This window comes from Empedobacter sp. GD03865 (assembly GCF_029840775.1).
Classification (GTDB): domain Bacteria; phylum Bacteroidota; class Bacteroidia; order Flavobacteriales; family Weeksellaceae; genus Empedobacter; species Empedobacter falsenii_B.
The window spans coordinates 1-25198 of record NZ_JAOCDF010000027.1 but is presented as its reverse complement, the minus strand read 5'-3'; the positions used below and the strand labels follow the sequence as shown (position 1 = coordinate 25198).

The 25198-nt window shown below is 31.1% G+C and carries 22 protein-coding genes, 2 tRNA genes and 2 riboswitches; of the genes, 16 read left to right on the top strand and 8 right to left on the bottom strand.

Features of this window, described 5'->3' with window-relative positions:
• The first annotated feature begins 47 nt into the window (after positions 1–47).
• The 3 genes from N5D46_RS10635 (at position 48) to N5D46_RS10625 (ending at position 4257) form a co-directional block, all read left to right on the top strand.
• The gene (locus tag N5D46_RS10635) at positions 48–2303 is read left to right on the top strand and encodes a two-component regulator propeller domain-containing protein (RefSeq protein ID WP_280049937.1); all 2256 of its coding nucleotides are present in this window, start codon (positions 48–50) and stop codon (positions 2301–2303) included.
• A complete protein-coding gene (gene recO, locus N5D46_RS10630) occupies positions 2303–3022 on the top strand; it encodes a DNA repair protein RecO (protein WP_038336765.1) in 720 nt (239 codons plus the stop codon). The genes N5D46_RS10635 and recO overlap by 1 nt, the downstream gene beginning before the upstream one ends.
• An 83-nt stretch (positions 3023–3105) precedes the next feature.
• A complete protein-coding gene (locus N5D46_RS10625; protein WP_280049935.1) occupies positions 3106–4257 on the top strand; it encodes a cystathionine gamma-synthase in 1152 nt (383 codons plus the stop codon).
• A gap of 48 nt (positions 4258–4305) precedes the next feature.
• Here N5D46_RS10625 and N5D46_RS10620 read toward each other — a convergent pair whose 3' ends face one another.
• Positions 4306–5364: a hypothetical protein gene (locus tag N5D46_RS10620; RefSeq protein WP_219034053.1), complete on the bottom strand. Its 1059-nt coding sequence runs from the start codon at positions 5362–5364 to the stop codon at positions 4306–4308.
• Between the two features lie 124 nt (positions 5365–5488).
• On the opposite strand from N5D46_RS10620, the gene N5D46_RS10615 reads away from it, so the two are divergent.
• Positions 5489–6082 (top strand): hypothetical protein, encoded by a 594-nt coding sequence (locus tag N5D46_RS10615; protein ID WP_280037324.1) that lies wholly within the window; start codon positions 5489–5491, stop codon positions 6080–6082.
• A 4-nt stretch (positions 6083–6086) separates the two neighbouring features.
• Here the strand turns inward: N5D46_RS10615 and N5D46_RS10610 are convergent, their stop codons facing one another.
• On the bottom strand, positions 6087–6671 hold the full coding sequence (locus N5D46_RS10610) for a hypothetical protein (protein ID WP_280049934.1): 585 nt from the start codon (positions 6669–6671) through the stop codon (positions 6087–6089).
• Positions 6672–6698: 27 nt separating this feature from the next.
• On the bottom strand, positions 6699–7178 hold the full coding sequence (locus N5D46_RS10605) for a hypothetical protein (RefSeq protein ID WP_280049933.1): 480 nt from the start codon (positions 7176–7178) through the stop codon (positions 6699–6701).
• A gap of 48 nt (positions 7179–7226) precedes the next feature.
• Between N5D46_RS10605 and N5D46_RS10600 the strand changes: the two genes are divergently transcribed.
• On the top strand, positions 7227–7973 hold the full coding sequence (locus N5D46_RS10600; protein WP_280049932.1) for an alpha/beta hydrolase: 747 nt from the start codon (positions 7227–7229) through the stop codon (positions 7971–7973).
• Here N5D46_RS10600 and N5D46_RS10595 read toward each other — a convergent pair.
• Positions 7970–8410: a nucleoside deaminase gene (locus tag N5D46_RS10595; RefSeq protein WP_280049931.1), complete on the bottom strand. Its 441-nt coding sequence runs from the start codon at positions 8408–8410 to the stop codon at positions 7970–7972. The genes N5D46_RS10600 and N5D46_RS10595 overlap by 4 nt on opposite strands.
• A gap of 77 nt (positions 8411–8487) precedes the next feature.
• On the opposite strand from N5D46_RS10595, the gene N5D46_RS10590 reads away from it, so the two are divergent.
• Positions 8488–9393, top strand: coding sequence for an EamA family transporter (locus tag N5D46_RS10590; protein ID WP_114998128.1), 906 nt, complete (start codon positions 8488–8490; stop codon positions 9391–9393).
• A 36-nt stretch (positions 9394–9429) separates the two neighbouring features.
• Here the strand turns inward: N5D46_RS10590 and N5D46_RS10585 are convergent, their stop codons facing one another.
• Both N5D46_RS10585 and N5D46_RS10580 read right to left on the bottom strand, forming a co-directional pair.
• Complete coding sequence (locus N5D46_RS10585; RefSeq protein ID WP_280049930.1) at positions 9430–10506, bottom strand: DUF5074 domain-containing protein; 1077 nt, start codon at positions 10504–10506, stop codon at positions 9430–9432.
• Positions 10507–10512: 6 nt separating this feature from the next.
• Entirely contained in the window at positions 10513–12321 is a 1809-nt protein-coding gene (locus N5D46_RS10580; protein WP_280049929.1) for a TonB-dependent receptor, read from the bottom strand.
• Positions 12322–12354: 33 nt separating this feature from the next.
• A riboswitch (cobalamin riboswitch) is annotated at positions 12355–12498 on the bottom strand.
• Positions 12499–12672: 174 nt separating this feature from the next.
• Here N5D46_RS10580 and N5D46_RS10575 point away from each other — a divergent pair.
• From N5D46_RS10575 to N5D46_RS10555, 5 genes are all read left to right on the top strand, one after another.
• Positions 12673–12924, top strand: a complete 252-nt coding sequence (locus N5D46_RS10575) for a TM2 domain-containing protein (RefSeq protein WP_038336776.1) — start codon at positions 12673–12675, stop codon at positions 12922–12924.
• A 158-nt stretch (positions 12925–13082) separates the two neighbouring features.
• Entirely contained in the window at positions 13083–14060 is a 978-nt protein-coding gene (locus tag N5D46_RS10570) for a pyruvate dehydrogenase complex E1 component subunit beta (RefSeq protein WP_280049928.1), read from the top strand.
• A gap of 77 nt (positions 14061–14137) precedes the next feature.
• A complete protein-coding gene (locus tag N5D46_RS10565; protein ID WP_280049927.1) occupies positions 14138–16675 on the top strand; it encodes a DUF5686 family protein in 2538 nt (845 codons plus the stop codon).
• Between the two features lie 29 nt (positions 16676–16704).
• Positions 16705–17187 (top strand): inorganic diphosphatase, encoded by a 483-nt coding sequence (locus tag N5D46_RS10560; protein WP_038336778.1) that lies wholly within the window; start codon positions 16705–16707, stop codon positions 17185–17187.
• Positions 17188–17312: 125 nt separating this feature from the next.
• Positions 17313–18746 carry a M28 family peptidase gene (locus tag N5D46_RS10555; protein WP_260392002.1) on the top strand — a complete coding sequence of 478 codons (1434 nt, stop codon included), beginning with the start codon at positions 17313–17315 and terminating at the stop codon, positions 18744–18746.
• Between the two features lie 40 nt (positions 18747–18786).
• Here N5D46_RS10555 and N5D46_RS10550 read toward each other — a convergent pair whose 3' ends face one another.
• A complete protein-coding gene (locus N5D46_RS10550; protein WP_180905739.1) occupies positions 18787–20163 on the bottom strand; it encodes a tryptophanase in 1377 nt (458 codons plus the stop codon).
• Between the two features lie 117 nt (positions 20164–20280).
• Positions 20281–20694, bottom strand: coding sequence for an acyl-CoA thioesterase (locus N5D46_RS10545; RefSeq protein ID WP_114998110.1), 414 nt, complete (start codon positions 20692–20694; stop codon positions 20281–20283).
• Positions 20695–20810: 116 nt separating this feature from the next.
• Positions 20811–20933, bottom strand: a riboswitch (cobalamin riboswitch).
• A gap of 104 nt (positions 20934–21037) precedes the next feature.
• Between N5D46_RS10545 and N5D46_RS10540 the strand changes: the two genes are divergently transcribed.
• The 5 genes from N5D46_RS10540 to N5D46_RS10520 all read left to right on the top strand — a co-directional run.
• Positions 21038–22189, top strand: coding sequence for a hypothetical protein (locus N5D46_RS10540; RefSeq protein WP_280049926.1), 1152 nt, complete (start codon positions 21038–21040; stop codon positions 22187–22189).
• A 168-nt stretch (positions 22190–22357) separates the two neighbouring features.
• A tRNA-Met gene (locus N5D46_RS10535) sits at positions 22358–22430 on the top strand.
• A 6-nt stretch (positions 22431–22436) separates the two neighbouring features.
• Positions 22437–22509: transfer RNA gene (locus N5D46_RS10530), tRNA-Met, on the top strand.
• A gap of 253 nt (positions 22510–22762) precedes the next feature.
• Positions 22763–23980, top strand: a complete 1218-nt coding sequence (locus N5D46_RS10525) for a site-specific integrase (protein ID WP_280049924.1) — start codon at positions 22763–22765, stop codon at positions 23978–23980.
• Positions 23981–23994: 14 nt separating this feature from the next.
• On the top strand, positions 23995–25198 hold a 1204-nt coding region (locus N5D46_RS10520), incomplete at its 3' end, for a DEAD/DEAH box helicase family protein (RefSeq protein ID WP_280049923.1).

Genomic DNA, 25198 nt, shown 5'->3' with positions numbered 1-25198 from the left:
ATTTTTAGCAAGTTATTTTGTTATAAATTACAGTATTTTTGTGCATTATGAAGACAAAATTGTTCATTTTCATCACCATGATTTTCACAAGTTTAAACGCTCAAAATGATAAAGTGCGTTGGGCTGATCTTTTTTCTTACAATAATGTGAAATTGTTGGAAGAAGTAAATGGTGTGATTTATTGTGGAACTGAAAACGGAATTTTCTTGTTCAATCCTCAAAATCCAACAAGTGATTGGATTAAACTAAATAAAACCAATTTTTTGAACAATGTTGGGGTTTCTGCAATGGCTTATGATATAGATTCGGATTCGTTTTTAGTTGGGTATGAAAATGGAGGTTTAGATTTATTGAAATCTGGAGAATCGACAATGGTTTTGGATATCAAATGGAATGGTTTTTCGGGTGATAAAAAAGTCAATCATATTTTTATAAATGATGGAATTGCGTTTATTTCTGGAGCTTTTGGAATTGTTTCTTTCGACTTAAAAGAAGAAGAATTTAAAGAAACAACGCTTACAAATACAGCTGTTGTAAATGATGCTGCAATTAACGGAACAACTCTTTATATTGCAACAGATAAAGGAATCTATTCGAGCGAATTATCGGATAAGAATTTGAATAATCCAGATTTTACAAATAGAAAAATTTGGAAAGAAGAAATTGTTGGTCAAAATGTTACAAATATAGAATTATTTGAAAATGAGATTTATTATTCGGTAAACAATGAATTAAAATCATTAAGAGGAACTTCTACTCCTTTTAATTTGATTAAAGAGTTAAAATCGTCGAATGGTAAATTAATTATTACTCAGAATAATCAAATTTCTGTTTTCAAAGGAGATAATTACCCTTTAATTGATGAAGATGGAAATGAAATAAATTTCAATTCAGGAATTTTTATTAACAATATTTATTTTGGAGGTTCAGTAAATCATGGAATTATTAATTTATCTAATCATAAAGAATTTTATCCCGATGGACCTTTCAATAATAAAGCTTGGTCTGTAACAACAAAAAATGGAAAAGTCTGGATTGCTCCAGGAGGAACTCTAGGTTATGGAAATGTTTTAGATAATAGTGATGGTTTCTATTATTATAATGTAAAACAATGGAACAATTTTCGTTCAAAAGATATTTTTGATATTCGAGATGTTTTAAGAATCGCTCCTCATCCAGATAAAAATAATAATACATTTATAGTTTCATCATTCAATAAGTATGGACGCGATGTAAATGGGCGAACAGATTTATTAGAATTTGATCCAACTAAATTCGAGTTTGTAAATAATTATAAACCTGATCGAATTATTAGTAATCAGTTCCCTAGTTCTAGAATTTCTGGATTAGCCTATGATAAATTAGGAAACTTACATATTGGTGCTTCATTTCCAGATGGAAAATCTCCTGATTATAATTCGGTTTATTACTTAGAACGTAATGCTAATGGGACGTGGAATAATATTTCTGTTGATAAAGCCTCTGCAATAGTGGCTCTAACTCCTGATTTTTCTGATATTTATACCTATTATCCAAGTGGTAGAGAAGGAGGAGGGGTTGCTGTATTAGATAAAAATTATCAAATAGTAACAACTTTAACAACTTCAAACAAGTTGCCTATTAATAACGTTTTGACAGTTGCAAATGATAGATCAAACAACTTGTGGATAGGAACTCAACAAGGTTTAGTGGTTTTGTACGGAGCTGATAATGCTGTAAGTTCTAATAATATAATTGCCGAGCCTGTTGTCATTATTCAAGATGGAATTCCGGAAGCGTTGTTAACCGATGTTGGAATTTATGCTATAAAAGTAGATAACGCAAATAATAAATGGATTGCAACAAATGGAGCAGGAGTTTATTATGTTTCGGATAGTGGAGAATCGACGAAATTGCATTTTACGTCTAAAAATTCACCTTTACCTTCGGATGTTGTGTACGATGTTTCGATTGATGAATCGACAGGAAAAGTATATTTTGCAACGGAAAAAGGTGTGGTTTCGTATAACGGAGATGTATCGACAGAAGCGAATAATTTTAACAATGCAATTGCTTATCCTAATCCTTATCGTCCAGAATATAAGGGGAATGTCACGATAAAAAATCTTCCAAATCGTGCGTTGGTTAAGATTACAGATATTGTTGGAAATTTACTTTTTGAGAAAAAAGCAGAAGGAGGAATTGTAGAATGGAACACAAATAATGCAAAAGGAAAGCCAGTAGCTTCTGGAATTTACTTAGTTTTGATGACAAATGCTGATGGTACAGAAACCAAAACATTAAAAATTGCAGTTGTCCGTTAATGAAAATTTTAGAAACCAAAGCCATTGTACTTTCAAGCTTAAAATATGGTGACACGAGTTTAATTATTCGTTGTTATACACAAGATTTTGGCTTAAAATCATTTATAGCAAAAGGAGTTTTCTCCAAAAAAAAGCGAAATACTTCGTTGTATTTTCCGCTAGCAGAAATAGATTTGAGCTTTCAACCGAAATCAAATGAACAACAATTGGTTTTCTTAAAATCAGCTCAGACGTCGCATTATTATGAATCGTTGCATTTTCATCCCATCAAATCGGCGATTGTTTTTTTCTTAGCTGAAATCCTAAACTTAGTTCTAAAAGAAGAATCAGATAATCCAGAATTATATTTTTACATTGAACATTCGTTAAAAGAATTTGATCAAAAAAAAGATGATTTTGCAGATTTTCATTTGATTTTTTTAATTCAATTATCACATTTTCTTGGTTTTTATCCCAACTTAGAAATTGATGGAAATCTATTCGATTTAGAAAATGGATTTTTCACAAATTCGAATTCATCTATCAATATGTTGAAAGCAGATGAAACTGTTTTGTTCAAAAAATTGTTAGAATTACACTTTTCCGAAGATTCAAAAAATACATTCAACCAATCGCAACGTTCTCTTTTACTCGAAATTCTAGTGAAGTACTATCAAATTCACACCAATAATTTTAAGAAGCCAAAATCATTACAAGTTTTACACGAATTGTTTAGTTAATCTCCCGAAATAAATTCTAACAAATCTTTAAAACAAAGAATAAATAAAACTCCATATATTTGCTATAGTTAAAAGCATTTACAATGAAATTCAATACAAAAGCTATACATGGAGGTCAACAACATGACCCTTCTACAGGAGCCGTAATGACTCCAATTTACCAAACATCAACATTCGCGCAAAGATCACCAGGAGATTACAAAGGATACGAATATTCTCGTGGTGCAAATCCAACAAGAACTGCTTTAGAAAATGCATTAGCATCTATCGAAGGTGGAGTTGCAGGTTTTGCATTTGGTTCTGGTTTGGCAGCAATCGATGGTGTATTAAAATTATTTAAACCAGGTGATGAAATCATCGCGATGGACGATTTATATGGAGGTTCTTACCGTTTGTTTACACGTGTTTATGAAAAATTCGGATTGAAATTCCATTTTGTAGACATGACAAATGTTGAGGCTGTTGTTGCTTTAATTAATGATAATACAAAAATGGTTTGGGTTGAAACACCTACAAATCCATTGATGAAAGTGGTTGATATCAAAGCGGTAAATGATGCTGCAAAAGCAAAAAAATCTGATATTTTAGTCGCTGTTGATAATACATTTGCGTCGCCATATTTACAACGACCAATTGAGTTGGGAGCAGATATTGTGATGCATTCAGCAACAAAATATTTAGGAGGTCACTCAGATTTAGTTGCTGGAGCAATTGTGGTAAACTCTGAACAATTGGCAATAGATGTTCACTTCAATTTATTTGCAACAGGAGGAATTTTAGGACCACAAGATTCTTACTTAGTTTTACGTGGAATCAAAACATTGGCTGTTCGTATGGATCGTCATTGTTCAAATGGAATGAAAATCGCACAATTTTTAGAAGCTCATCCTAAAGTTGCGCATACGTATTATCCAGGTTTAGAAAATCATCCACAACACGAAATTGCGAAAAAGCAAATGAAAGATTTCGGAGGAATGGTAACGTTTACGTTGACTTCTGGGAAAAAAGAAGATGCTTTCAAAATTTTAGAAAACTTAAAAGTCTTCACTTTAGCTGAATCATTAGGAGGAGTTGAATCGTTAGCAAATCATCCAGCTACGATGACACACGCATCTATTCCAGCTGAAAAACGTGCTGAAATTGGTATTACAGATGATCTAATTCGTTTGTCTGTTGGTATCGAAGATATAGATGACTTATTAGAAGATTTAGAACAAGTTTTGAACTTGATTTAATCGATAAATGGAAAATAAAAAAACGGAATCTATAAGATTCCGTTTTTTTTATTGAATTGGAGTTAACGCTTCAGAATTTCGGAGTATTGCAATATATTGAAAATAATCAGTTGTTTTTAAATTTTCTTTTGGTGTAAAGTTTTCTCCAAATAATCTTGACTTTATTTGAATTAAATTTTGAGAAGATTTGTATGGTGAATTTTTCGCATTAAGATTAAAAATTGAAATGGAATTAGACTTTGCAAGTTCTTTAAAATCAAGAATACCTTTTATTAACATCATCGGTCCATCAGCATTTACCCAGTTTATTTTTTCATTTTCTGGAGTAGGAAATTGATCATTTTTAGGTAAATACATTTCACTGTCCAATGTATAACTTACGATGCTTGTTACGTTATATTTATTGTCTAAAAGTCTTTCAGCAAAAGGTTTTTCTTTATCATTCATACTTTTTTGAAGTGTATGAAAAAGACCAAATAATCCATAGAATTTTTCATTTTGTAGATGATTCTTTGAAATGATATGATTAAAATTTTCAATCATTGCAGAATCTCTTGAAATTTTGTTGTTAGAATCATCAAAGTTTGTATCAATACCCAAAACAACGATTTTAGATGAATCATTTAATGTTTTATTGTAATCATACAAGTTGTTCCATTTTTTTAGTAACTCTTGACTTGATTGTTGAGGAATTCTTTTTTTAATAGCTAAAACAACTTCTTTTAATAATTTTTCATTTTTAACATCGGAGCTTAGAAATGTGTTTAATTTTTTAGAATTTAAACTGTCCATTTCGGCAATGTAATAGTTGAATCCAAGATTCTTATTCAAATATTTAAACATAAATTCATCTAATTTTTGATTGTCAGCAAAACCATGAATTTCACCTAATAGAATAACATTTGAAGTGTTGAAGTTATTATCAAAAATCTGAGAATCAAAGTTGCTGTCAATTGTTGTTTTATTATTTTTTAGATAGCCAATATTTGTTTCATTTTTAGAAGCTAAGAAAATTTTATTACTAATAAATAAATACAAAAAAATAAGTGTAATTATTGAAATTAGAGCAATAAAGAAGATTTTTAGGATTTTGATAAGTGTTTTCATGTTGTTAATTTTTATCAAAACTATAGTTAGCAAAAGACTTGTATAAATATATGTTTACGAATTGTTGATTTTTTAGGATGAATTGAGAAAATCATTTACTGAAAATTTTTTCTATTTTTATAAAATGAAGTTTCTAATTCTTTTCTTACTTTCTGTGATGAGTTTTGCTCAAAAGTTGGATACGATTAATCTCAATCAAGTTGAGGTAGTGAATTATTCCAATTACAAACAATTTCGTCCAAAGTTTAAACAAGTGGTTCGATTAACGGATAACACAAGTTTCGGACTTAAAATATTTTCGAATTTATTACTTCCAAATGAGAAAGAAATTGAAATTGTCGCAATTGAAATTTTGTTTGAATCAAAAGTGAAAAAGAAAAATTATTGCAACGAATATTATTATTTCAAACCAATGATTCTAAAATCGATTGAGGATAAACAAAGTTTGATTGAAGAAAAATGGTTTGAAGTGGATAAAGATTATCAAGGAAAATATATTTTTCCGATTCATTTAAAACTTAAACCTTCCGAAGCCAAAAACTATTTTATTGGTTTAGAAACTTCTTACGAAAATCCTTTTTGTCCCGAAGGAAATGGCTATTTTGATTTGATTAATACGAAACAACCAGTTGATTTATATTATGAAATTAATGGTGAAATGATTAAACAAGATATTTTGAAAAATCATTCACTCAACTACAAAATCTACTACAAATAGAAATTTACTTCCACAATAATTTCAATTCAACTTTATATTTTCCAGCGTATGGTTTTGGGTTTGTCGGTTTCTCAGAAATCGAGAATTGATACACACCACGAGCAGGTAATTCGAAAATGGTTTCTTTGCCAAAAGGACCACCTTTTATAGAATCCACAGGTCCTTTGATGTGATTAATTCTGATATTTGCTGTAGAATCTTGCGCAGAAATTTTGATCCAAACTTTTTTAGCAGAATCTGCATTAAAGGTAAATGTATTTGTTTGTCCTGCTATTTTAGTTGGTTCTGCTTTAGCTTTTGCATAACTTACTTCCAGATTTTCGGTTGTGTTATTAGCACTTAACGGAATAATTTTATCTGCGTTAGATACAACTTTTTGTTGAGGTTTTGTCACAACTTTCTTCTGAGGAGAAGCTGTTTTTACCACTTCTTCCTTCATTACATCTTCTGTTGTTGGCTTATCTTTTTTTACCAAATCCTTGTACGCAGAATCAACTCCAATCTTGCTTGGATAAATGGTTGGTGTAGATTTGTCTTCGCAGCTATAAAGCGTAATCAATGTAATAAAAGCGATAAAAGTCCATTTCATAACAGAAAAATTCTGTTGTAAAAGTAACTATTTTAACTGCAATTTCAAGGTATATTTTCCTTCAAATGGATCGCCTTGCATCAAACTTTCGCCAATTCGAATTTGATACAAACCTTTTTCGTTTAAATCGTAATTGATTTCTTGTCCAAAAGGACCATCTTTTTCATTATTTGGAGAGATAAGTTGATTAATTCTAATGTTTCCTAGTTTATCTTGAGGAATTATTTGAATAAAAACAGATGAAGAAGAATCATTTCTAAAACTAAATGTTTGTTCTTCTTTTGCTACTTTTTCAATTTCAAATTTACCTTTTCCTTGTATTAATTTCAATTCAGAATTATTCATAATCTTTGGAGAAGCAAAAGCAATTTCTTGCATAGAAGAATCTTTTTTGACTACTTTTTGGGTCGTTTCTCCTATTGATATTGTTTGATTACTAGTCATACAATAAATGATAATAGCACCAATAGCTATTGAGAGGATAATAATGGGTCTATATTTTTTCATTATTGTAAATTTGTGGCTTAGTTAATTACAAATTCTGAACCAAACTATATGTTGTTTTACAAAAATACAGGAAACGGTAAACCCTTGGTGTTTTTACACGGTTTCTTAGAGAGTCATTTAATTTGGAATAATTTACGAAAAAATCTTGAGAAAGAAGCACAAATTATTACAATAGATTTACCTGGACATGGAAATTCTGAAAATTTTCAAGAGGTGAATACGATGGAAGAAATGGCGGAAAAAGTGATTGAGGTTTTGGATGAATTAAAACTTGAGAAAGCAACTTTTGTTGGGCATTCGATGGGTGGTTATGTAGCGTGTGCGTTAGCTGATCTTTTTCCAGAACGTGTAGAAAACATTGTTTTGATTAATTCTTCGACTTTGCCAGATGATGAAGCGAAGAAAAATCAACGGTTGAAAGCGTGTGAAACTGCTCGAAAAAATTTCAATGCGTTGGTAAGTTTTAGTATGCCAACTTTATTTGCGGCTCATCATCGTGATCAATTTAAAGAAGAGTTGAAATTTGTAAAAGAAATTGCTTTGAAAACGCCAATTGAAGGGGTTTGTGCAGCTTTGAAAGGAATGCGAGAGCGTCCATATCGTTCGTCGATTTTGTATGATTTCAAAGGTGGAATTTATATTATTGTTGGAATGAATGATGAAACAGTCAATCCTGAATTATTTTTAACTTTAATTCCAGATTTGCCTAACATTCATTTGTACAAATTTGATGGTGGACATATGGCTTTTATAGAAAATTACGACGAAGTTTTATCGATTTTGAAATCAATTTAACGCTTGCGTTGGAAAAATTCTTTCATCAATTGACCACACTCCTCTTCCATAATTCCCGAAACAATTTCAGTTTTTGGATGTAATTCGCCAATTTTTGCTTTAAAACCACGTTTTTCATCCGAAGCACCATAAACTACTTTTGAGATTTGACTCCAATACAACGCTCCGCCGCACATCACACAAGGTTCTAAGGTTACATACAATGTGCAATCTTGTAAATATTTTCCGCTTAAATAATTCGCAGCAGAGGTAATGGCTTGCATTTCAGCATGAGCGGTCACATCAGTCAATGTTTCCGTTAGATTATGTGCTTTCGCGATAATTTTGTTGTTGCAAACAATCACAGCTCCAACTGGAATTTCGTCTCGCTCGAAAGCTGTAATCGCTTCATTAAAGGCGATTCTCATAAAATATTCGTCTGTAAAAAGATTTTCCATTTCTATAAAATTTAAGGCAAAAATAATCATTTCCAAATTGGATATTCGATACATTTGTACAAATTGACGCCTCTTTTATGAATCAATCAAAATATATCATTGCAGCCATTATAACCTACTTTATGTGGGGATTTTTCAGTTTCGGATTGAAACCAATCGCAGGTTATCCTCCTTTGGATATTCTATTTTTTAGATTGTACGTTTCCGTTTTCTTTTTAGTGGTCATTAATGTTGGATTTCGACGCAATAAGATGAAAGCTGATTTTGATTTGTTCAAATCATTTGATAAAAAGAAACAGAAAAAATTAGGAAGTTTAATTGTTGGCGGATCATTGATTTTGATGACGAATTGGTTGATGTTTATTATCGTAATGAATCATATTAGTGTGCAAGCTGCATCGCTCTCGTACTTGGTTTGTCCGATTATTACAACCGTTTTGGCTTTCATTATTCTGAAAGAACATTTAACCAAAATAAAATGGATTGCAGTTGGTATTAGCCTTTTAGCATGTTTGGTTCTTTCTATAGGTCATCTTGTAGATTTGGTTTATAGTTTGATTGTTGCGTGCACATTTGCCCTGTATATCATAATTCAGAGAAGTTTGAATGTTTTTGATAGTTTCAATTTGTTGATGACACAATTATTAATTGTAGCCATTCTGATGTTACCATTGGTTTTCATCTTTTCAGGACCAATTCCGACCGAAACAATTTTCTATCAATGTATTATGATGATTGTGATTTTGTTCACCATTATTCCAATGTTCTTAAACAATTTTGCTTTAAAAGGAATTGACTCTTCAACCGTTGGAATTTTAATTTATTTGAATCCAATTATGAATTTTGTTTTGGCAATTTTCTATTACAAAGAAGCCGTTTCGCCAATGCAAATGATCGGTTATAGTTTGATTTTACTCGCAATCGTAGTATTTAATTCGCAAACAATTTTCAAAATAAAACACATAAAAAAATCTGAAGTCTAAACTTCAGATTTTTTTATGTTGATTTTTCAGGAAATATTATTTGATGTAAACAGAATTTGGTGAAACTCCAGTTGTAATTGCTGGATTTTTAAGACCTCCTTGTGCATTCTGAATTAATAATCGTCCATTAGAATTGTAATCTTTTGCGTCTAAAACATAAAAAGTATCACCTTTTACATAGAAACCATATACACTATCAGCACCTGTTATGTAATCTGCTTTTGTAGGCAAAGCTGTTGCATTTGTAGCCATAGAATAAACAGAATTATTAACGATGTAATACAATTTACTATTCTCCGCAACTAAGAAATTAGGATGTTGTCCATCAGGAAAATTCATTTCTAATTTATCTTCTGAAGTTAAATTATAACGAACCAATTTTCCTTTTGTAGTAGTTCCCCAATTAACACCTTGAGAAAGCACAAATAAATTTCCGTTTTGAATTGTTAAATCTGTCGGAACATCACCAACATTTATACTTTTTTTATCATTTGTTTTAAGGTCAATAATTGTAACTGTTTTACCTGTTCCCCAACCACCTTTTTGTGCAACATAAAGTTTGTTATTGTCAAGAATCATTTTTTCTGGACCTTCATCTACTTTATATTTTTCTACAAATGTTAAATCACTGATTTTGTATTTTGCAATAAAATCATCTGTCGTTACATTAGGATCTCCCCAGTTTGAGATATACAAAAATTGATCATCAGAAACGATATAACGAGGGTTGCTCATATTATCTGATGATGGAATTGTACTAATTTTTTTGAAAGTTGTGTTGTCTACAACTTCTACTTTATTAGAAACATTAAGAACAATATAAGCTTTGTTTCCTTTGAAATACATGCTTTGTCCTACAGAACCCAATTGTGCACCAGCGTTCGCAGTCTTGAAAATTTCTTGAATAGGATTTGTTGTACTTACATCTTTTGTTGGATCAAAATAAGTGATTTCTGCGTTAGCTGAATTGAAACCTCCTTCATTCAAAATAAAAACTCCTTTCGAGTAGTTTCCTTTTTCAGGATCATTATTTGGCCCATCATCGTCATTTGAACAAGATTGTAAAAATACTCCTGCCAAGGCTATAAGTGCGATTGATTTAAATTTAGTCATAGTTTTTTAAAATTTTATTTGTAATTGTATATTATAATTTGTGCCAGGTTGCCAACGATTTTCTTGCGTTTGATATTCTTGGTTAAACACATTATTCACTCTCATAGAAATGCTATAAAGTGGTGAAATTGTATAATTTAAACCAAAATTCATTAGCCAAAATCCATCAAGTGTTCTTTCTTCTTGCGAATCGGTAAAAACTTTACTTGTATAAATGTTTTGTACAAAAGCAGATAAACGTTTGTAAGTGTATTGTGCGCTCGCCGTCCATTTATGATTTGGGGAATACATCAGTTCCTTATTTTTAAATTTATCTTTTGTTTTGGTGTATGCATAAGTTGTATTGAAACTAAATGCATTCCATTTGTAGTTTCCAATCATTTCAAAACCATAGGTTTCAGCTTTGTTGATGTTCACAGGAACCCAATAAGAACTGTTTTGCGAACTCGGAATCCATTGAATCATATCACTCAACTTATTATAAAAAATATTGGTTTGAATGTTTAAATTTTTGTTGATAAAATCATTTCCAAGTTCAAATTGATAAGCTGATTCTGATTTCAAGTCCGGATTTCCACCAGTTTTCCAAAATAAATCATTGTACGTTGGATTTCTGAAATTTTTCGAAACATTTCCTCTTAATTGATACGAATGAATCGGACGATAATTAAAACCCAATGAATAAATAAATGGATTTTGGTACGTATCAGAAAAATCTTGACGAATACTCGCTTCGTATTCCAAAACATCTGATAATTTATGCTTCGCGATTAAGGCAAAATTGATTGAGTTTTGATCGCTTTTAGTCAAATTATTTCCACTTCCTTGATTATAATTAGCTTCAGATAAAAGCGAAAGCTCGAAATTATTGGTCAATTGATGATTCAGATAATATTTTAAAATATAGTTATCAACCTGTAAATCGTCCGAATAAGATTTGTGAATATTGTTGAAATAACTGCTTTCTTCTCGTATATAAGCTAATTTTAACTGCGATTGCCACTTTTCATTTGGATTGAAATTCCATTCTGTCATCAAACGGTAATCCTGATTTTCGTATCCAGAAGGCGTTGAACCAATGTCAACCAAAGGAAATTCGCGCTTTCCAAAATTGAACATCGAATAAAGTTTCAATTCATTTTTAGGATCGATTTTATAACCAAAATTTCCATTAATTGTATTGAAATAATATTTTCCATTCAAATTCTTCTTCATGTGATTCGGAATTTTGTAATCATTATCAGATTGATTTCGTTCGTAATCGATTGAAGAACTAAATTTTTCTGTACTATATTTCAACTGATATTTTCCCGACCACGTATCGTAACTTCCGTATCCTAAATTAATTTTTTGTTGTAAACCTTTATCATACTCAAATTTATTCAACAAATGAATTGTACCGCCGATAGAACCTGTTCCATACGCAATACTTCCGCCTCCTGGTTTCACTAAAATTCCGTCAAACGAATTACTTGCAAATAAATTAAAATCCGTTTGTCCTGTTGTTTGCGAATTGACATTTATTCCGTTCCAAATTACCGCTGTATGCGAAGCTAAAGTTCCACGAAACGAAGGCGAAGAAACCATTCCTCGTCCATTTTCTTTAAAATAAATTGGCGTTTGCGCTTGTAAAACTTGCGTCAGTTGATTAGGATTTTGCTCTAAAATACTATCATTAAGTTTGATAATACTTTGAGATTTGTAATGATTTTTAAGAAAAGCATCGTTCAAAATCAAAGGTTTCAAATTGATGGTATCCGTCTGTGCAAAAGCAATTCCAGCGATAAGATTAAAACAAAGAAAAAGTTTTTTCATATTAAAATCTGTTTTTCCTCCGAAAACATTTTCTATTAATTTGTTAGCAATGGCAGGTTTCCTGACTTATTCTTTTACAAAAAGTATGTTAGAATTTACAGTTGCGGGGACAGTTTTGGAATTGAACCAAATTCCCTTTTAACTCACTCGTTGAGCACCATTTTATGCAAATGTAAAGAAAAGCAATTGATTTTATAAAAAGTAGATTGTTAAATCGTTAACCTTAAATTAAGATCAGATTTATTTTATTTGTACAGTATTCAAAATCATTATATCTAGTGATTTTTAAGAATGATGGACAAATTAAATTTGTAACCAACAAAAACAATTATTATTTAAACTTTAAAAACGATGGAAAACAATCAGCCGTACAAATCAGAGAAAAAAATCATTGCTGGAATTTTAGGAATTTTAGTAGGATATTTAGGAATTCATAAATTCTATTTAGGATATACAAAAGAAGGAGTTATTCAAATTATTGCCACTTTTGTAACATTTGGATTTGCTGGACTTATTGGATTTATTGAAAGGATTATTTATTTGACTAAATCTGACGAAGAGTTTGATAAAACATATGTAGAAGGTCACAAAGGCTGGTTCTAAAATAGAGATTACATTCTTTTTTAAATATTTTTCGATCCCAAAATAACTTTAGATTATTTTGGGATTTTTTTATTGAATGAATTCGTTTTAAATAATTCGCAAGTTTTTTATTACATTTGCTTTAGGAAAAAATATAATAAAGAACGAAATCGCATAAAATGGCTATAAAAACATTTAGAGAAGTAATCGCAGAGGCAATGAGTGAAGAAATGCGTCGCGATGAATCTATATTTTTAATTGGAGAAGAAGTAGCAGAATACAACGGAGCGTACAAAGCTTCGAAAGGAATGTTAGACGAATTTGGAGCAGAACGTGTAATTGATGCGCCAATCGCAGAGGCTGGTTTTTCTGGAATCGCAATTGGATCTACAATGACGGGATGTCGTCCAATCGTAGAATATATGACATTCAACTTCTCATTAGTGTCTATTGACCAAATTATCAATAACGCTGCAAAAATTTATCAAATGTCAGGAGGACAATTCAACTGTCCAATTGTATTTAGAGGACCTACTGCTTCTGCAGGACAATTAGGTGCAACACACTCACAAGCTTTTGAGAATTGGTATGCAAATGTACCAGGTCTTAAAGTAATTGTTCCTTCAAACCCTTATGATGCAAAAGGTTTATTAAAATCTGCAATTCGTGATAACGATCCAGTAATTTTCATGGAATCTGAACAGATGTATGGAGATAAAATGGAAATGCCAGATGAAGAATACACAATCGAAATTGGTAAAGCAGAAATCAAACGTGAAGGTACAGATGTAACGTTAGTTTCTTTCGGGAAAATCATTAAGCAAGCTTACATTGCTGCTGATGAATTAGCAAAAGAAGGAATCAGTGTAGAAGTAATCGATTTACGTACAGTTCGCCCATTAGATTATGATACAATCTTCAAATCTGTGAAGAAAACAAATCGTTTGGTTGTTTTAGAAGAAGCTTGGCCTTTTGCTTCTGTTGCTTCAGAAATTACTTATATGGTTCAACAAAAAGCTTTCGACTATTTAGATGCGCCAATCAAACGTATTACAACGAAAGATACATCAGCACCTTACGCTCCAAACTTATATGAAACTTGGATTCCAAATGCAAAAGATGTAATTGAAGCTGTAAAATCAGTTATGTATAAATAATATAAGATTTATCAACTATATTTGTAAAGTCTAGCACATATTTTGCTAGGCTTTATTTTTTTAAACAAATCTTATTGATGAAAAGTTATATAACAGCTGTTTTTTTAGTTGTTTTGACGTCTTTGCACGCTCAAGTAAAAATTCAGGGAAAAGTGATCGATTCTGAAACATTGAAACCGATTCCTTATGCAGATATACGTTTACCGGAGTTAAAAGTTAGTGCTACATCCAACTCAGATGGAACTTTTTATATCGAATCTGCTTCAAATACAAATAAAATTGTTGTTTCTAAAAGTGGTTATGAGACTGCTGATTATATCATCGAAAATAAAATCGATTATAATTTTATTGCTCAACTATTTCTAGCTGAAAATGATACAGAAACAGACGATGATCAATCTGTAGAATTGAAAGAAGCCGTCGTTTCTGCAAAGAAAAAACGTGTCAAGAAAAAAGAAAATCCTGCTTATGCAATTTTACGTGAAGTTTGGAAACGAAAAAAGAAAAACGGATTGAAACTGACTCCTCATTATCAGTACGACGAATATGAAAAATTGCAATTTGATATCAGTAATATCGATTCCACTTTCATGAAACGTAAGATTTTCAAAGGGATGGAGTTTGTTTTTGAGAAAGTAGATACTTCTTCAATCAACGGGAAAACGTATTTACCCGCTTTCTTAAACGAATCGATCTATAAAATAGCAGGAATCAATAAACCTTCTACAAAAGAGCGCCGTGAATTAATTGCAAACAAAACCTCAGGTTTCGAGAAAAATGAAGTCGTTGCTGCGACAGTAAAAAACTTATTCCGGGATATTGACATTTACGATAATCGTGTTAATATTTTAGACATCAAATTTGTAAGTCCTATCGCTACCGATGGTTTTGCGGTTTATGATTACGAACTAAAAGATACGATTGATGTCGATGGAGTAGAATCTTATCGAATCAAATATTATCCTCGCCGTGAAGGTGAATTAACTTTCAAAGGAGAATTATTTATTTCGAAAGATGCTTATGCTGTGAAAGAAGTTGTAATGGAGACAACGAAAGAAATGAATGTGAATTTTGTGCGTAATATTTTCATGAATTTAGAATATGATATTCCAAATGATTCTATTTTCTATCCGAAAAAAGAATACGCGATGTTGGATATGTCGTTGTTGAGTAAAAAGGAAAGTGCGAAAGGTATTTTTGCGCATAAAACGGTGAATTATTACAATTACGATTTCGATACAACACATCCCGAAGCTTTTTATTACGAGAAATTAGATCCAGCAAAAGCTGCGCTTAACGAAAAAGATAATCAGTTTTGGGCAGAAAATCGTCCTGAAGCTTTAACGAAAGATCAAGAAGGTATTTACGAAACATTAGAGCAATTAAATAAAGTACCAAAATTCAATAATATTGTGAAAGCAATCGAGATTTTTGGTTCTGGATATTACAATGTTGGAAATGCAATTGATATCGGGAATTTATATTCATCTTTTGGATACAACCAAATCGAAGGTTTCCGTTTGAGAGCTGGAGCTCGTACATATTTTTCGCAAAATGATATGTGGCGTGCGCAAGGTTTCTTGGCATATGGTTTTCGAGATGAAAAATTCAAATATGGAGCAGATTTTCGTTATATGTTCAATAAATATAATCGTTTTCAAGTCGGTATCGGAACAAAACGTGATGTAGAACAATTGGCTGCAACGTTAACGGCTTCTGACGGAATTATGACGCGTAGTTTTGCTTCGTCATCAATCATCAATCAAGGAGATAATACATTTTTGAGTAATAATAATTTGACAAATGTGTATGCATCGATTGAACCTTGGAAAAATGTAACATTTCGTGTTGATGGAAATTATCAATTAATCAAACCAGCAGATGCAGAACATTTCTCGATTGGTTATGAAAAAAATGGTCAGATAAAAGAAACTTTAACAAATTCAAGTGTAAGTGTTTCGGTAATTGCTCGTCCAGGTGCAAAATATTCTCAATATGGAATTGATCGTTACGAAATGACAACACTTGCACCAACGTTGATGTTGCGTTATACAAAAGGATTGAAAGGTGTAATTAATTCAGATTTTGAATATGATAAATTACAATTTTTATATACACAACCAATTTTGATTGGATCTTTTGGTAAATCATTGGTAACTGCAGAAGCTGGAAAAACATTTCAAGGTGTTCCTTTATCATTAATGAGTGCATTACCTGGTAATGAGAGTTACGGACAAGTTTATGGTACATTTTCGCAATTAGATTATTATGAATTTGTAACAGACGAATATGTAACGATGAATTGGGAACATCATTTTAACGGTTGGATTTTGAACAAAGTTCCGTTAATTAAGAAATTAAAATTAAGAGAGGTTGGTTTCTTGAGAGCGGCTTACGGGGATATTTCGGAGAAAAGTAAAGCTATTAATCGTTCCACGATACAATATTTTGCACCAAATCAACAAATCTACTACGAATACGGGTTTGGGATAGAAAACATTGGTTTTGGAAACATTAGACCAATACGTGTTGATTTTAATTGGCGCGGAAATTATAATAATTTGCCAGATGTTCGTAAATTTGGCATCACAATCGGTTTAGATTGGAATTTTTAGAAAATAAATAATAAAAAAAGAATATTACAATGACTTTTGATGCAATCATCGAAATCCCAAGAGGATCTCGCAACAAATACGAAATGGATCACGAAACAGGAAGAATCCGTTTTGATCGTGTTTTATACTCTCCAATGTTCTACCCAGCTGATTACGGTTTCGTAGAAAATACATTAGGATTAGACGGAGATCCAATTGACGTATTAGTTTTCTTAACAGAACCTACTGTTCCTGGATGTGTAATCGAAGTAAAAACAATCGGTGTTCTTAAAATGTCTGATGACAAAGGACAAGATGAAAAATTAATTTGTGTGCCAGTTGCAGATCCAACATGGAACCAATTAGAAAACATCACTGATATGAATCCTCATACATTGAAAGAAGTTGAGCACTTTTTCAGAGTGTATAAAGACTTAGAAAATAAGACAACAACAATTGAAGGGTACGGTGATAAAGCAGAAGCAGAACAATTGTTGCAAGATGCAAGAGAGCGTTTCGTACCAGCTCACTAAGAAATAATTTATAATTTCATATAAATAGTCCTCATTTTTTGAGGACTATTTTTTTTAAGTAAATTTTCCTTCCATTCTATCAACTATTTCCAAAAACATTTTTAAGTTTATAGAAATACTCACACATGAAATCGAAATTTTTATTAACATTAGGTTTAGTCTCTACAACCATGAGTTTATCTGCTCAAACTAATCAACAAGTTTTAGACTTGATTAATAAAGAAGTACAACAAAATTCTGAAGCTTATCAACAACTAAAAAAAGCAACCGAAACAATCGGACATCGTGCAACAGGAACAGAAAGTGGACGAATAGCAGAAGAATATGCAGCAAATTTGTTGCGTTCGTATGGTTATGATGTGTCTTTTCAAGAATTTACATTTAGCGGGTGGAATCGTAAAAGTTTAGATTTAAAAATCAATAATCAACCTATAAAAGCAGTTGCTTTAGCGCATTCGCCAGCAAATGTTAATTTTTCGGGAGAATTAATTGATTTGGGAAATGGACTTGAAGAAGATTATAAAAAGATTGGTGATAAAGTAAAAGGAAAGATTGTTTTTGCTGCGCTTGGTTTGTTGGATGGAACGCCAAAAGAAACCGAAAATCTACATCGTTCAGAAAAAACAGCTTTAGCAGAAAAGTACGGAGCGAAAGGAATTATTTTGTTTAATCGTCCTGCTGGAGGAATTCTATTAACAGGAACGGCCTCTGTGACGGGAGAAATTATTAAAATTCCTGCGATTAATATCAGTTTAGAAGATGGATTGAAAATCAAAGAAAATCTATCAAAAGGAAAAGAAATTGCTAAAATCGAAATGAAAAATGATGTTGGACAAATGAAAGGTCGCAACATTATTGCAAAGAAAATCGGTTCTAAATTTCCAAACGAGAAAATAGTTCTTGGAGGTCATTTAGATAGTTGGGATTTGGCTACTGGAGCCATTGATAACGGCGTTGGAAGTTTTTCTGTGATGGATATTGCACGAACGTATAAAAAGTTAAATCTTCAAAATGATCGAACAATTGAATTTGTTTTATTTATGGGCGAAGAGGTTGGTTTGATAGGTTCTAAACATTATGTCAATCAAGCACTGAAAGATGGTTCTATCAATCAAATCAAAGCAATGTCGAACATGGATATGACGACCAATCCAAAGTCGTATTATTCGACAATGGAAAGTAATTTGTCTATTTTAACTGATTATGCAAATGATGTGCAAAAAGTAATTCCAGATTTTAAATTGAAAACATTTGCAAGTGTAGATTTACATTCAGATCATCAACCGTTTATGTTACAAGGCGTGCCTATTATTGGGCTTTCGGATAGTCAATTTACAAAAGGAGCGTTAAATTGTTACCACGCAAATTGTGATACATTTGATTATGTAGAAGAAATTGGTTTGAAAAATAATGTGATTTTGGAAACCTATTTGTTGTATCGTTTGAGTAATTTGAAAGAAATTCCTTCAAAACGTTGGAACGAGCAAGAAGTAAAAGAAGCCTTAATCAAAGGAAATTTAGAAACTCCACTTCGTATTTCGGGCGATTGGAGATGGTAATATCAAAAAAATCCTTCAGATTATCTGAAGGATTTTTTATTTATTTCTTTTTCAATTTTACAGTGAAATGTCTTAAAATTTCAGATTCCCACGAAATTTCATAACCTGAATTAATCTCGTTTCGTCGATCAAAAATATTTTTCAACGCAACCGCGATATAATCCATATGACTTTGGAAATAAGTTCTTCTTGGAATTGCTAAACGCAATAATTCTAATTTTGGATAACGATTTTCTCGTGTTTCAGGATCACGATCTGCCAAAATAGTTCCGATTTCTACACCACGAATTCCAGCTTCTTTGTACAATTCGATTCCCAATGTTTGTGCAGGAAATTCTTCGCGCGTTACATTTGGTAAAAACTTTACAGCATCAACAAAAATAGCGTGTCCACCAATTGGTTGCTGAATTGGAATTCCAAACTCAATTAATTTATTCCCTAAATATTCAATTTGTTTGATGCGCGATTGTAAATAAGAATATTCTGTCGATTCTTGTAAACCTTGTGCTAAAGCTGCTAAATCACGTCCAGCTAAACCGCCATAACTTAAATATCCTTCGTAAATAATTCCAAAATTACCACATATTTTATATAGCTCTTCGTTATTCAGTGCAATAAATCCACCAATATTTACCAAACCATCTTTTTTCGCAGACATTGTCATTCCATCACCGTAAGAAAACATTTCTAAAACAATTTCTTTAATAGTTTTTGTCTTAAATTCTTCTTCTCTTTCTTTGATGAAATAAGCATTTTCCGCAAAACGAGCGCCATCAAAAAAGACTGGAATTCCATATTGATTAGACAATTCACGAACTTGACGAATATTTTCGATTGATACAGGTTGGCCACCAGAAGAATTACATGTAACAGTGATTAATGTAAATGGAATTTGTTCTTTTCCGTATTCTTTGTAGACATTTTCTAACTTTTGTAAATCGATATTTCCTTTGAAAGGATGAATCAATTCGCTGTCAAAAGCCTCATCAATAGTACAATCAATTGCGTGTGCTTTTCTAAATTCGATGTGACCTTTTGTCGTATCAAAATGCGAATTTCCAGGAACAACATGACCTTCTTTTACAAGAGCTGAAAACAATACATTTTCCGCTGCACGACCTTGATGCGTAGGCAAAAGAAACTCAAATCCCGTGATGGTATTAATGGTTTCTTTCAGTTTTAAGAAAGATTGAGAACCAGCATAACTTTCGTCTCCAGTCATCATTGCAGACCACTGTTTGTCGGACATTGCTCCAGTTCCAGAATCAGTTAATAAATCAATAAATACTTTGTGGCTTTCTAGGTTAAATAGGTTGTAATCTTTTTCTTCGATCCACTTTTCACGTTCTTCTCGAGTAGATTGATAAATTTCTTCGACCATTTTTATGCGAAATGGTTCGGCAAAAGGTAATTCCATTTTTTGTGTTTAATGTAAAACTAAGAAACCTTTAGAATATTATCAATTATTAATTGGAATTCATAAAAAAATCCTCTATCAAAAAGATAAAGGATTAAAAATTTTCTATAGCTCGTGTTAGTCAATAACAGGAACTGGTCGTTTGTTTTCGTTAATTGCAACTAATGTAAACGTTCCAGAAATCGCTTTATCACGTCCGTCACGATACATACTTTCGATAAAAACGTCAATTTGTACATCCAAACTTGAACGTCCTACACGTACCACTTTTCCTACCATTTCTACGATAGTTCCTGCTGGAATTGAGTGTTTAAAATCAATTTTGTCACTACTTACTGTAACAATAGGTTTACGACAAAAACGAGTTGCTGTCATAAAAGCAATTTCGTCCATCAAATACATTACTGATCCTCCAAACATTGTGTTGTGGTGGTTTGTATCTCCAGGAAAAACAGCTTTAAAAATGCGAGTTTCAGAATTGATGATACGTTGTTCGATCAACTCTTCTCTTGGTGTTTTTTCCACTTCCATTATCATATATTTACACGTTACTTTTCTTCATTAATTTTTGAGTTGATAATGTTTTTTTGTGGTGGTTTGATGATTTCATAGAACATAATTTTTACTTTTTTCGCGAAAGTTTTTGACTAATTATTAACTCAATTAGTGGCATTCTGACTTATCAAAAATATTGATTCACAGTTGCGCGACAGTTCGTGAATTGCACACGATTCCCCAATAAGTTGAGCACGAATTTGATGCAAATATAAATTAGAAAAATGAAAATTAGCAGATTTATTGTCCCGAATTCGTAGGTATGGAATAATTCGTGTAAATTCATTTTTTCGAATTTTTAATGAAGTAAGAAATAAGAATGAAAATAAAACCAATCAAAGATTTAGTTCATAATCTATCAGAATGGAATGAATTAGTTTCTCAAACCAAAGATTTAACCGATAAAGTAGTTCAAGATGTTAATTTTTTGCATCAAGAAATCAATTGGGAAGAGTATAATTTATGTAATACATCGTTTTTGGGTTGTAAGTTTAAACAATATGAAGCAATCTATTTAATCGAAAAAGGAGCATTCGTTTATCCAAAATTTGCATCAATTCCCTATAATCCATATCGTGGAAAATTGTATACTTGGCAAGAGTTGATGGAAGGTTATAATCAGGACAATGATGAAAGTATAGATCTTAAAATCTACAAACATTTCAAAAAACATAAATATAATCCATCTGTTTCAGAAGCTTTGGCGCAACGTTTACACGATTTGTCTATTGATGATTGTTTGCGTCGAATTTTAGAATATGATGAAAACGGAATGACGAAGAAAAAAGTGATTGGTTTTATGGGTGGACATTCTACTGCGCGCAATTCTGAGTTTTATAATGAAACGGCGAAAGCAGCAAAATTGGCAACTGAAAAAGGTTATTTTGTTGTTTCTGGCGGAGGACCTGGAATTATGGAAGCAGCAAACTTAGGTGCTTATATGGCAAACTATGCAGATGAAGATTTGATGAATGCTATTAATATTTTAGCAGATTTAGATTTTATTGATGATCAAAGAACCGAATACTTGGCAAAAAATTATATGACTAATGCACAGAAGGTTTTAGAGATTTACCCAAATGGTGCAGAAAGTTTGGCTATTCCTACTTGGTTTTATGGTCACGAGCCAAGTAATTTATTTGCCACGAATATTGCGAAATATTTTTCTAATAGTATTCGTGAAGATATGTTGTTAACAATTAGCTTATTTGGTTTAGTTTATGCGCCTGGAAGTGCAGGAACGACACAAGAAATTTTTCAGGAAGCAGCTCAAAATCATTATGGAACTTCCGGATATTACAGTCCAATGATTTTTTTGAGTAAGAAAAGATATGTAGAAGATACAGCGATTTATTCGGTTTTGCATCAATTAGCAACAGGAAGACCATATAAAGAGTTATTATTTTTAACAGATAGTGCTGATTTAGCAATTGATTTTATCGAAAATCATCCACCAATCAAAGCGATTTAAAATTATTTTAGAAGATTATTAAAAATAAATTTAATTATTAAAACTGTATAAACCTCTTTAATAAAATGGTTTATGTGAGTTTTATTTGTTTTCTGTCCGAATAAAATAAAATAATTTCGAATAATGTTTGGTATTTTAAATAATGAACGTATATTTGCAGTCCAATAACGCGAGATGGAGCAGTAGGTAGCTCGTCGGGCTCATAACCCGAAGGTCACAGGTTCGAGTCCTGTTCTCGCTACTAAATCGCGAGGTGGAGCAGTAGGTAGCTCGTCGGGCTCATAACCCGAAGGTCATCGGTTCGAGTCCGGTCCTCGCTACTACAAAGAGAGTTTCTAACAAGAAGCTCTCTTTTTTTATGTCTTTAACTGAGAATTAAGATTGGATAAACTATTGATAAATACTGCCCTTTCTTCATTATGATAGTAAAATATAGATTATTCTATTCAACTTCAAGAAATTAATCATCTCCACTTCTGAGGCATACTTTAAGGCATATACACTAAATGTGAAAGGCATACAAAAAGGCATACTATTCAAATTAAAAGTACCCCAAAAATTAAGTTTAAAATAATGAATAACAGTAAATTATATATATTATTTGTTTTGGATATACTTAAAACAAATAAGAAAGGTTTGTCTCCTATTAGATGTAGGTTGACTTACCAACAAAAAAGAAAAGTTTTTTCTATTAGCTTGAATGTAAACCCTAAAAAATGGAACTCTAAGCTTCAAAAAATGAAATCCACAGATAAAGATTGTAATTATGTAAACAATCAACTCAGCCTGATTAAATCTAAAATTAATCAGGCTTTTTTGTATCTGCAAATGAATGAGAAGCAATTTGATGTAGAAGATATATACATTCAGTACTCAGGTGACCATACCAGGAGAATAAAATATTTATTAGAAGTATTTGACATCCACAATCAGAGATTTCTCAAATTGGTAGGCAAAGAATATTCAATGTCTACATACATCAAGTTAAAAGAAGCAAGGAAACATACATATGAGTTTATCAAGTTTAAGTTCAATAAGAATGATATTTTACTTGAATCTATAAAGCTCAATTTTATAGATGATTTTGATTTCTATCTAAAAACAGAAAAGAATCACAAACAAATTACAATCAATAAAACTATTCAGAGATTAAAGAAAATCATCAAACTTGCTCTTGGTGAAGGTTACTTGTCAAGAGATCCTTTTATACTATATCATCCAAAAAGAGTTGAAAAGAAGATTGTTTATTTAACAAAGGAAGAATTGACAGAATTAGAAAATCATAAGTTTATCCAAAAAAGAATACAACAAGTAGCTGATATGTTTATCTTCTGCTGTTATACAGGTTTAGCATATAATGAAATGGCAAGTCTTGAAAGTTCTCATATACACAAAGGTTTTGATGGGAATGATTGGATTAAAATGACAAGAAAGAAAACAAAAAGAGAAATATCAATTCCACTATTAGCTAAGTCAAAAGAAATTTTAGCGAAATACCAGGAAAGTGAAAATCTCAAGCTTTTGCCTATTATTAGTAATCAAAAGTTTAATTCTTATCTAAAAGAAATCTCTGATGTAGTAGGTTTTGAAAAGAATCTTACTCATCATGTAGCAAGGAAAACTTTTGCAACTACAATACTATTATACAATGACATACCTATGGAAATAGTGTCTGAATTATTGGGTCATAGTAAAATTAGTACTACACAAGAAAGTTATGCTAAAGTAGTTCAATCAAAAGTAAGTGAACATATAAAAGAATTAAATACTAAATTGACATCTGAAAAATAAAAAAAACGTAAAAATTGAAGATAATAGAAGTAACCGAATTATTGAATACTCCAATTGAGTATAAGAAAATAAAAGAAAGTGATTTTATAGACATTAATAACATAAGTAAGGAAATAGTAAGCAAAGATTCAGAAGGTTATGTATTAAGTGATTTAAATAGTAAAATTAACTTACTAGAGAAAGATACTACAATAATTAACATTGGTGTAGGATTAGGAAAATCTACTGCAATAATTGATATAATAAGACAGTATCATAACATGAATAGTGATTCTATTAAATATAAAATCATTATGATTACACCTTATAAAACATTAAATAATATTAATGCTTTTAAAGAAATATTTGAAGCAAAAAATATTCATTTTGATTATGAGGATATAGATGCTAATAACTGGAATGAAAATCAAGTTATGGAAGATATAAATAAACCATTACAGATTTTTACAATAAATACAATATTAGAGGATTCAGGACAAGAAGGTGTAGCTCAAAATGCAAATAAAAATAGATATATTAAAGAGTTAATAGAAAATTGTAAAATCAATAATATTAAAGTCGTAATGGTTCTTGATGAGTTACATGAAACATTAGATAATTTCGATAAAAATAAGATATTACTCATCAATAAGTGGAATGAAGTAGTACATAAAGTATTTTTGGCAAGTGCTACTTTTTCAGAATCTTGTATACCCATATTAAAGGTATTTTCATTAATGACGAATAAAAATGTTAAAATATTTGAAACTGAAAGAATCCAAAATAGAGCGTTGAGTGATTTAAATTTAATATTATATAGACGTCAATCTTATGATTTTAATGATTCTTATTTAAAACTATCATTTAATGAGATTCTTATGAAAGACTTTAGTGCAATTAACATTTTGTGCTATTCTAAAGTTGTATCTGAAAATCTTTATAAGTCTGCTATTGGTGATAATATTAAAAGAAAATATGGTAGTCTTAATTTATGTTTCGGTAATAGTAAAATAACATTTAAAAGAAATGAATGTAATATAGGAACTACTTTTAAAACGGGGATTAGTATTGATGAAGAAGAAACAGCTTTTGTGATTATATTACCACCTACTTCAGCTAAAGATAATGGAATTTTTAATGATAAACTTAATTCTATAACACAAGCAATTGCAAGAGCAAGAAGTTCAAGTTCAGAAATTTATATTATTATGCCAGCGCCTAAAGTATTAATTAAAAAAG

Excerpts from the sequence above, each read along its gene's own strand:
- N5D46_RS10610 (WP_280049934.1), bottom strand. The coding sequence starts at position 6,671 with ATGAAATGGACTTTTATCGCTTTTATTACATTGATTACGCTTTATAGC.
- N5D46_RS10550 (WP_180905739.1), bottom strand. The coding sequence starts at position 20,163 with ATGGAATTACCTTTTGCCGAACCATTTCGCATAAAAATGGTCGAAGAA.
- N5D46_RS10560 (WP_038336778.1), top strand. The coding sequence starts at position 16,705 with ATGACTTTTGATGCAATCATCGAAATCCCAAGAGGATCTCGCAACAAA.
- N5D46_RS10540 (WP_280049926.1), top strand. The coding sequence starts at position 21,038 with ATGAAAATAAAACCAATCAAAGATTTAGTTCATAATCTATCAGAATGG.
- recO (WP_038336765.1), top strand. The coding sequence starts at position 2,303 with ATGAAAATTTTAGAAACCAAAGCCATTGTACTTTCAAGCTTAAAATAT.
- N5D46_RS10625 (WP_280049935.1), top strand. The coding sequence starts at position 3,106 with ATGAAATTCAATACAAAAGCTATACATGGAGGTCAACAACATGACCCT.
- N5D46_RS10580 (WP_280049929.1), bottom strand. The coding sequence starts at position 12,321 with ATGAAAAAACTTTTTCTTTGTTTTAATCTTATCGCTGGAATTGCTTTT.
- N5D46_RS10555 (WP_260392002.1), top strand. The coding sequence starts at position 17,313 with ATGAAATCGAAATTTTTATTAACATTAGGTTTAGTCTCTACAACCATG.
- N5D46_RS10605 (WP_280049933.1), bottom strand. The coding sequence starts at position 7,178 with ATGAAAAAATATAGACCCATTATTATCCTCTCAATAGCTATTGGTGCT.
- N5D46_RS10585 (WP_280049930.1), bottom strand. The coding sequence starts at position 10,506 with ATGACTAAATTTAAATCAATCGCACTTATAGCCTTGGCAGGAGTATTT.
- N5D46_RS10600 (WP_280049932.1), top strand. The coding sequence starts at position 7,227 with ATGTTGTTTTACAAAAATACAGGAAACGGTAAACCCTTGGTGTTTTTA.
- N5D46_RS10570 (WP_280049928.1), top strand. The coding sequence starts at position 13,083 with ATGGCTATAAAAACATTTAGAGAAGTAATCGCAGAGGCAATGAGTGAA.
- N5D46_RS10615 (WP_280037324.1), top strand. The coding sequence starts at position 5,489 with ATGAAGTTTCTAATTCTTTTCTTACTTTCTGTGATGAGTTTTGCTCAA.
- N5D46_RS10635 (WP_280049937.1), top strand. The coding sequence starts at position 48 with ATGAAGACAAAATTGTTCATTTTCATCACCATGATTTTCACAAGTTTA.
- N5D46_RS10590 (WP_114998128.1), top strand. The coding sequence starts at position 8,488 with ATGAATCAATCAAAATATATCATTGCAGCCATTATAACCTACTTTATG.
- N5D46_RS10575 (WP_038336776.1), top strand. The coding sequence starts at position 12,673 with ATGGAAAACAATCAGCCGTACAAATCAGAGAAAAAAATCATTGCTGGA.
- N5D46_RS10595 (WP_280049931.1), bottom strand. The coding sequence starts at position 8,410 with ATGGAAAATCTTTTTACAGACGAATATTTTATGAGAATCGCCTTTAAT.
- N5D46_RS10620 (WP_219034053.1), bottom strand. The coding sequence starts at position 5,364 with ATGAAAACACTTATCAAAATCCTAAAAATCTTCTTTATTGCTCTAATT.
- N5D46_RS10565 (WP_280049927.1), top strand. The coding sequence starts at position 14,138 with ATGAAAAGTTATATAACAGCTGTTTTTTTAGTTGTTTTGACGTCTTTG.
- N5D46_RS10525 (WP_280049924.1), top strand. The coding sequence starts at position 22,763 with ATGAATAACAGTAAATTATATATATTATTTGTTTTGGATATACTTAAA.
- N5D46_RS10545 (WP_114998110.1), bottom strand. The coding sequence starts at position 20,694 with ATGGAAGTGGAAAAAACACCAAGAGAAGAGTTGATCGAACAACGTATC.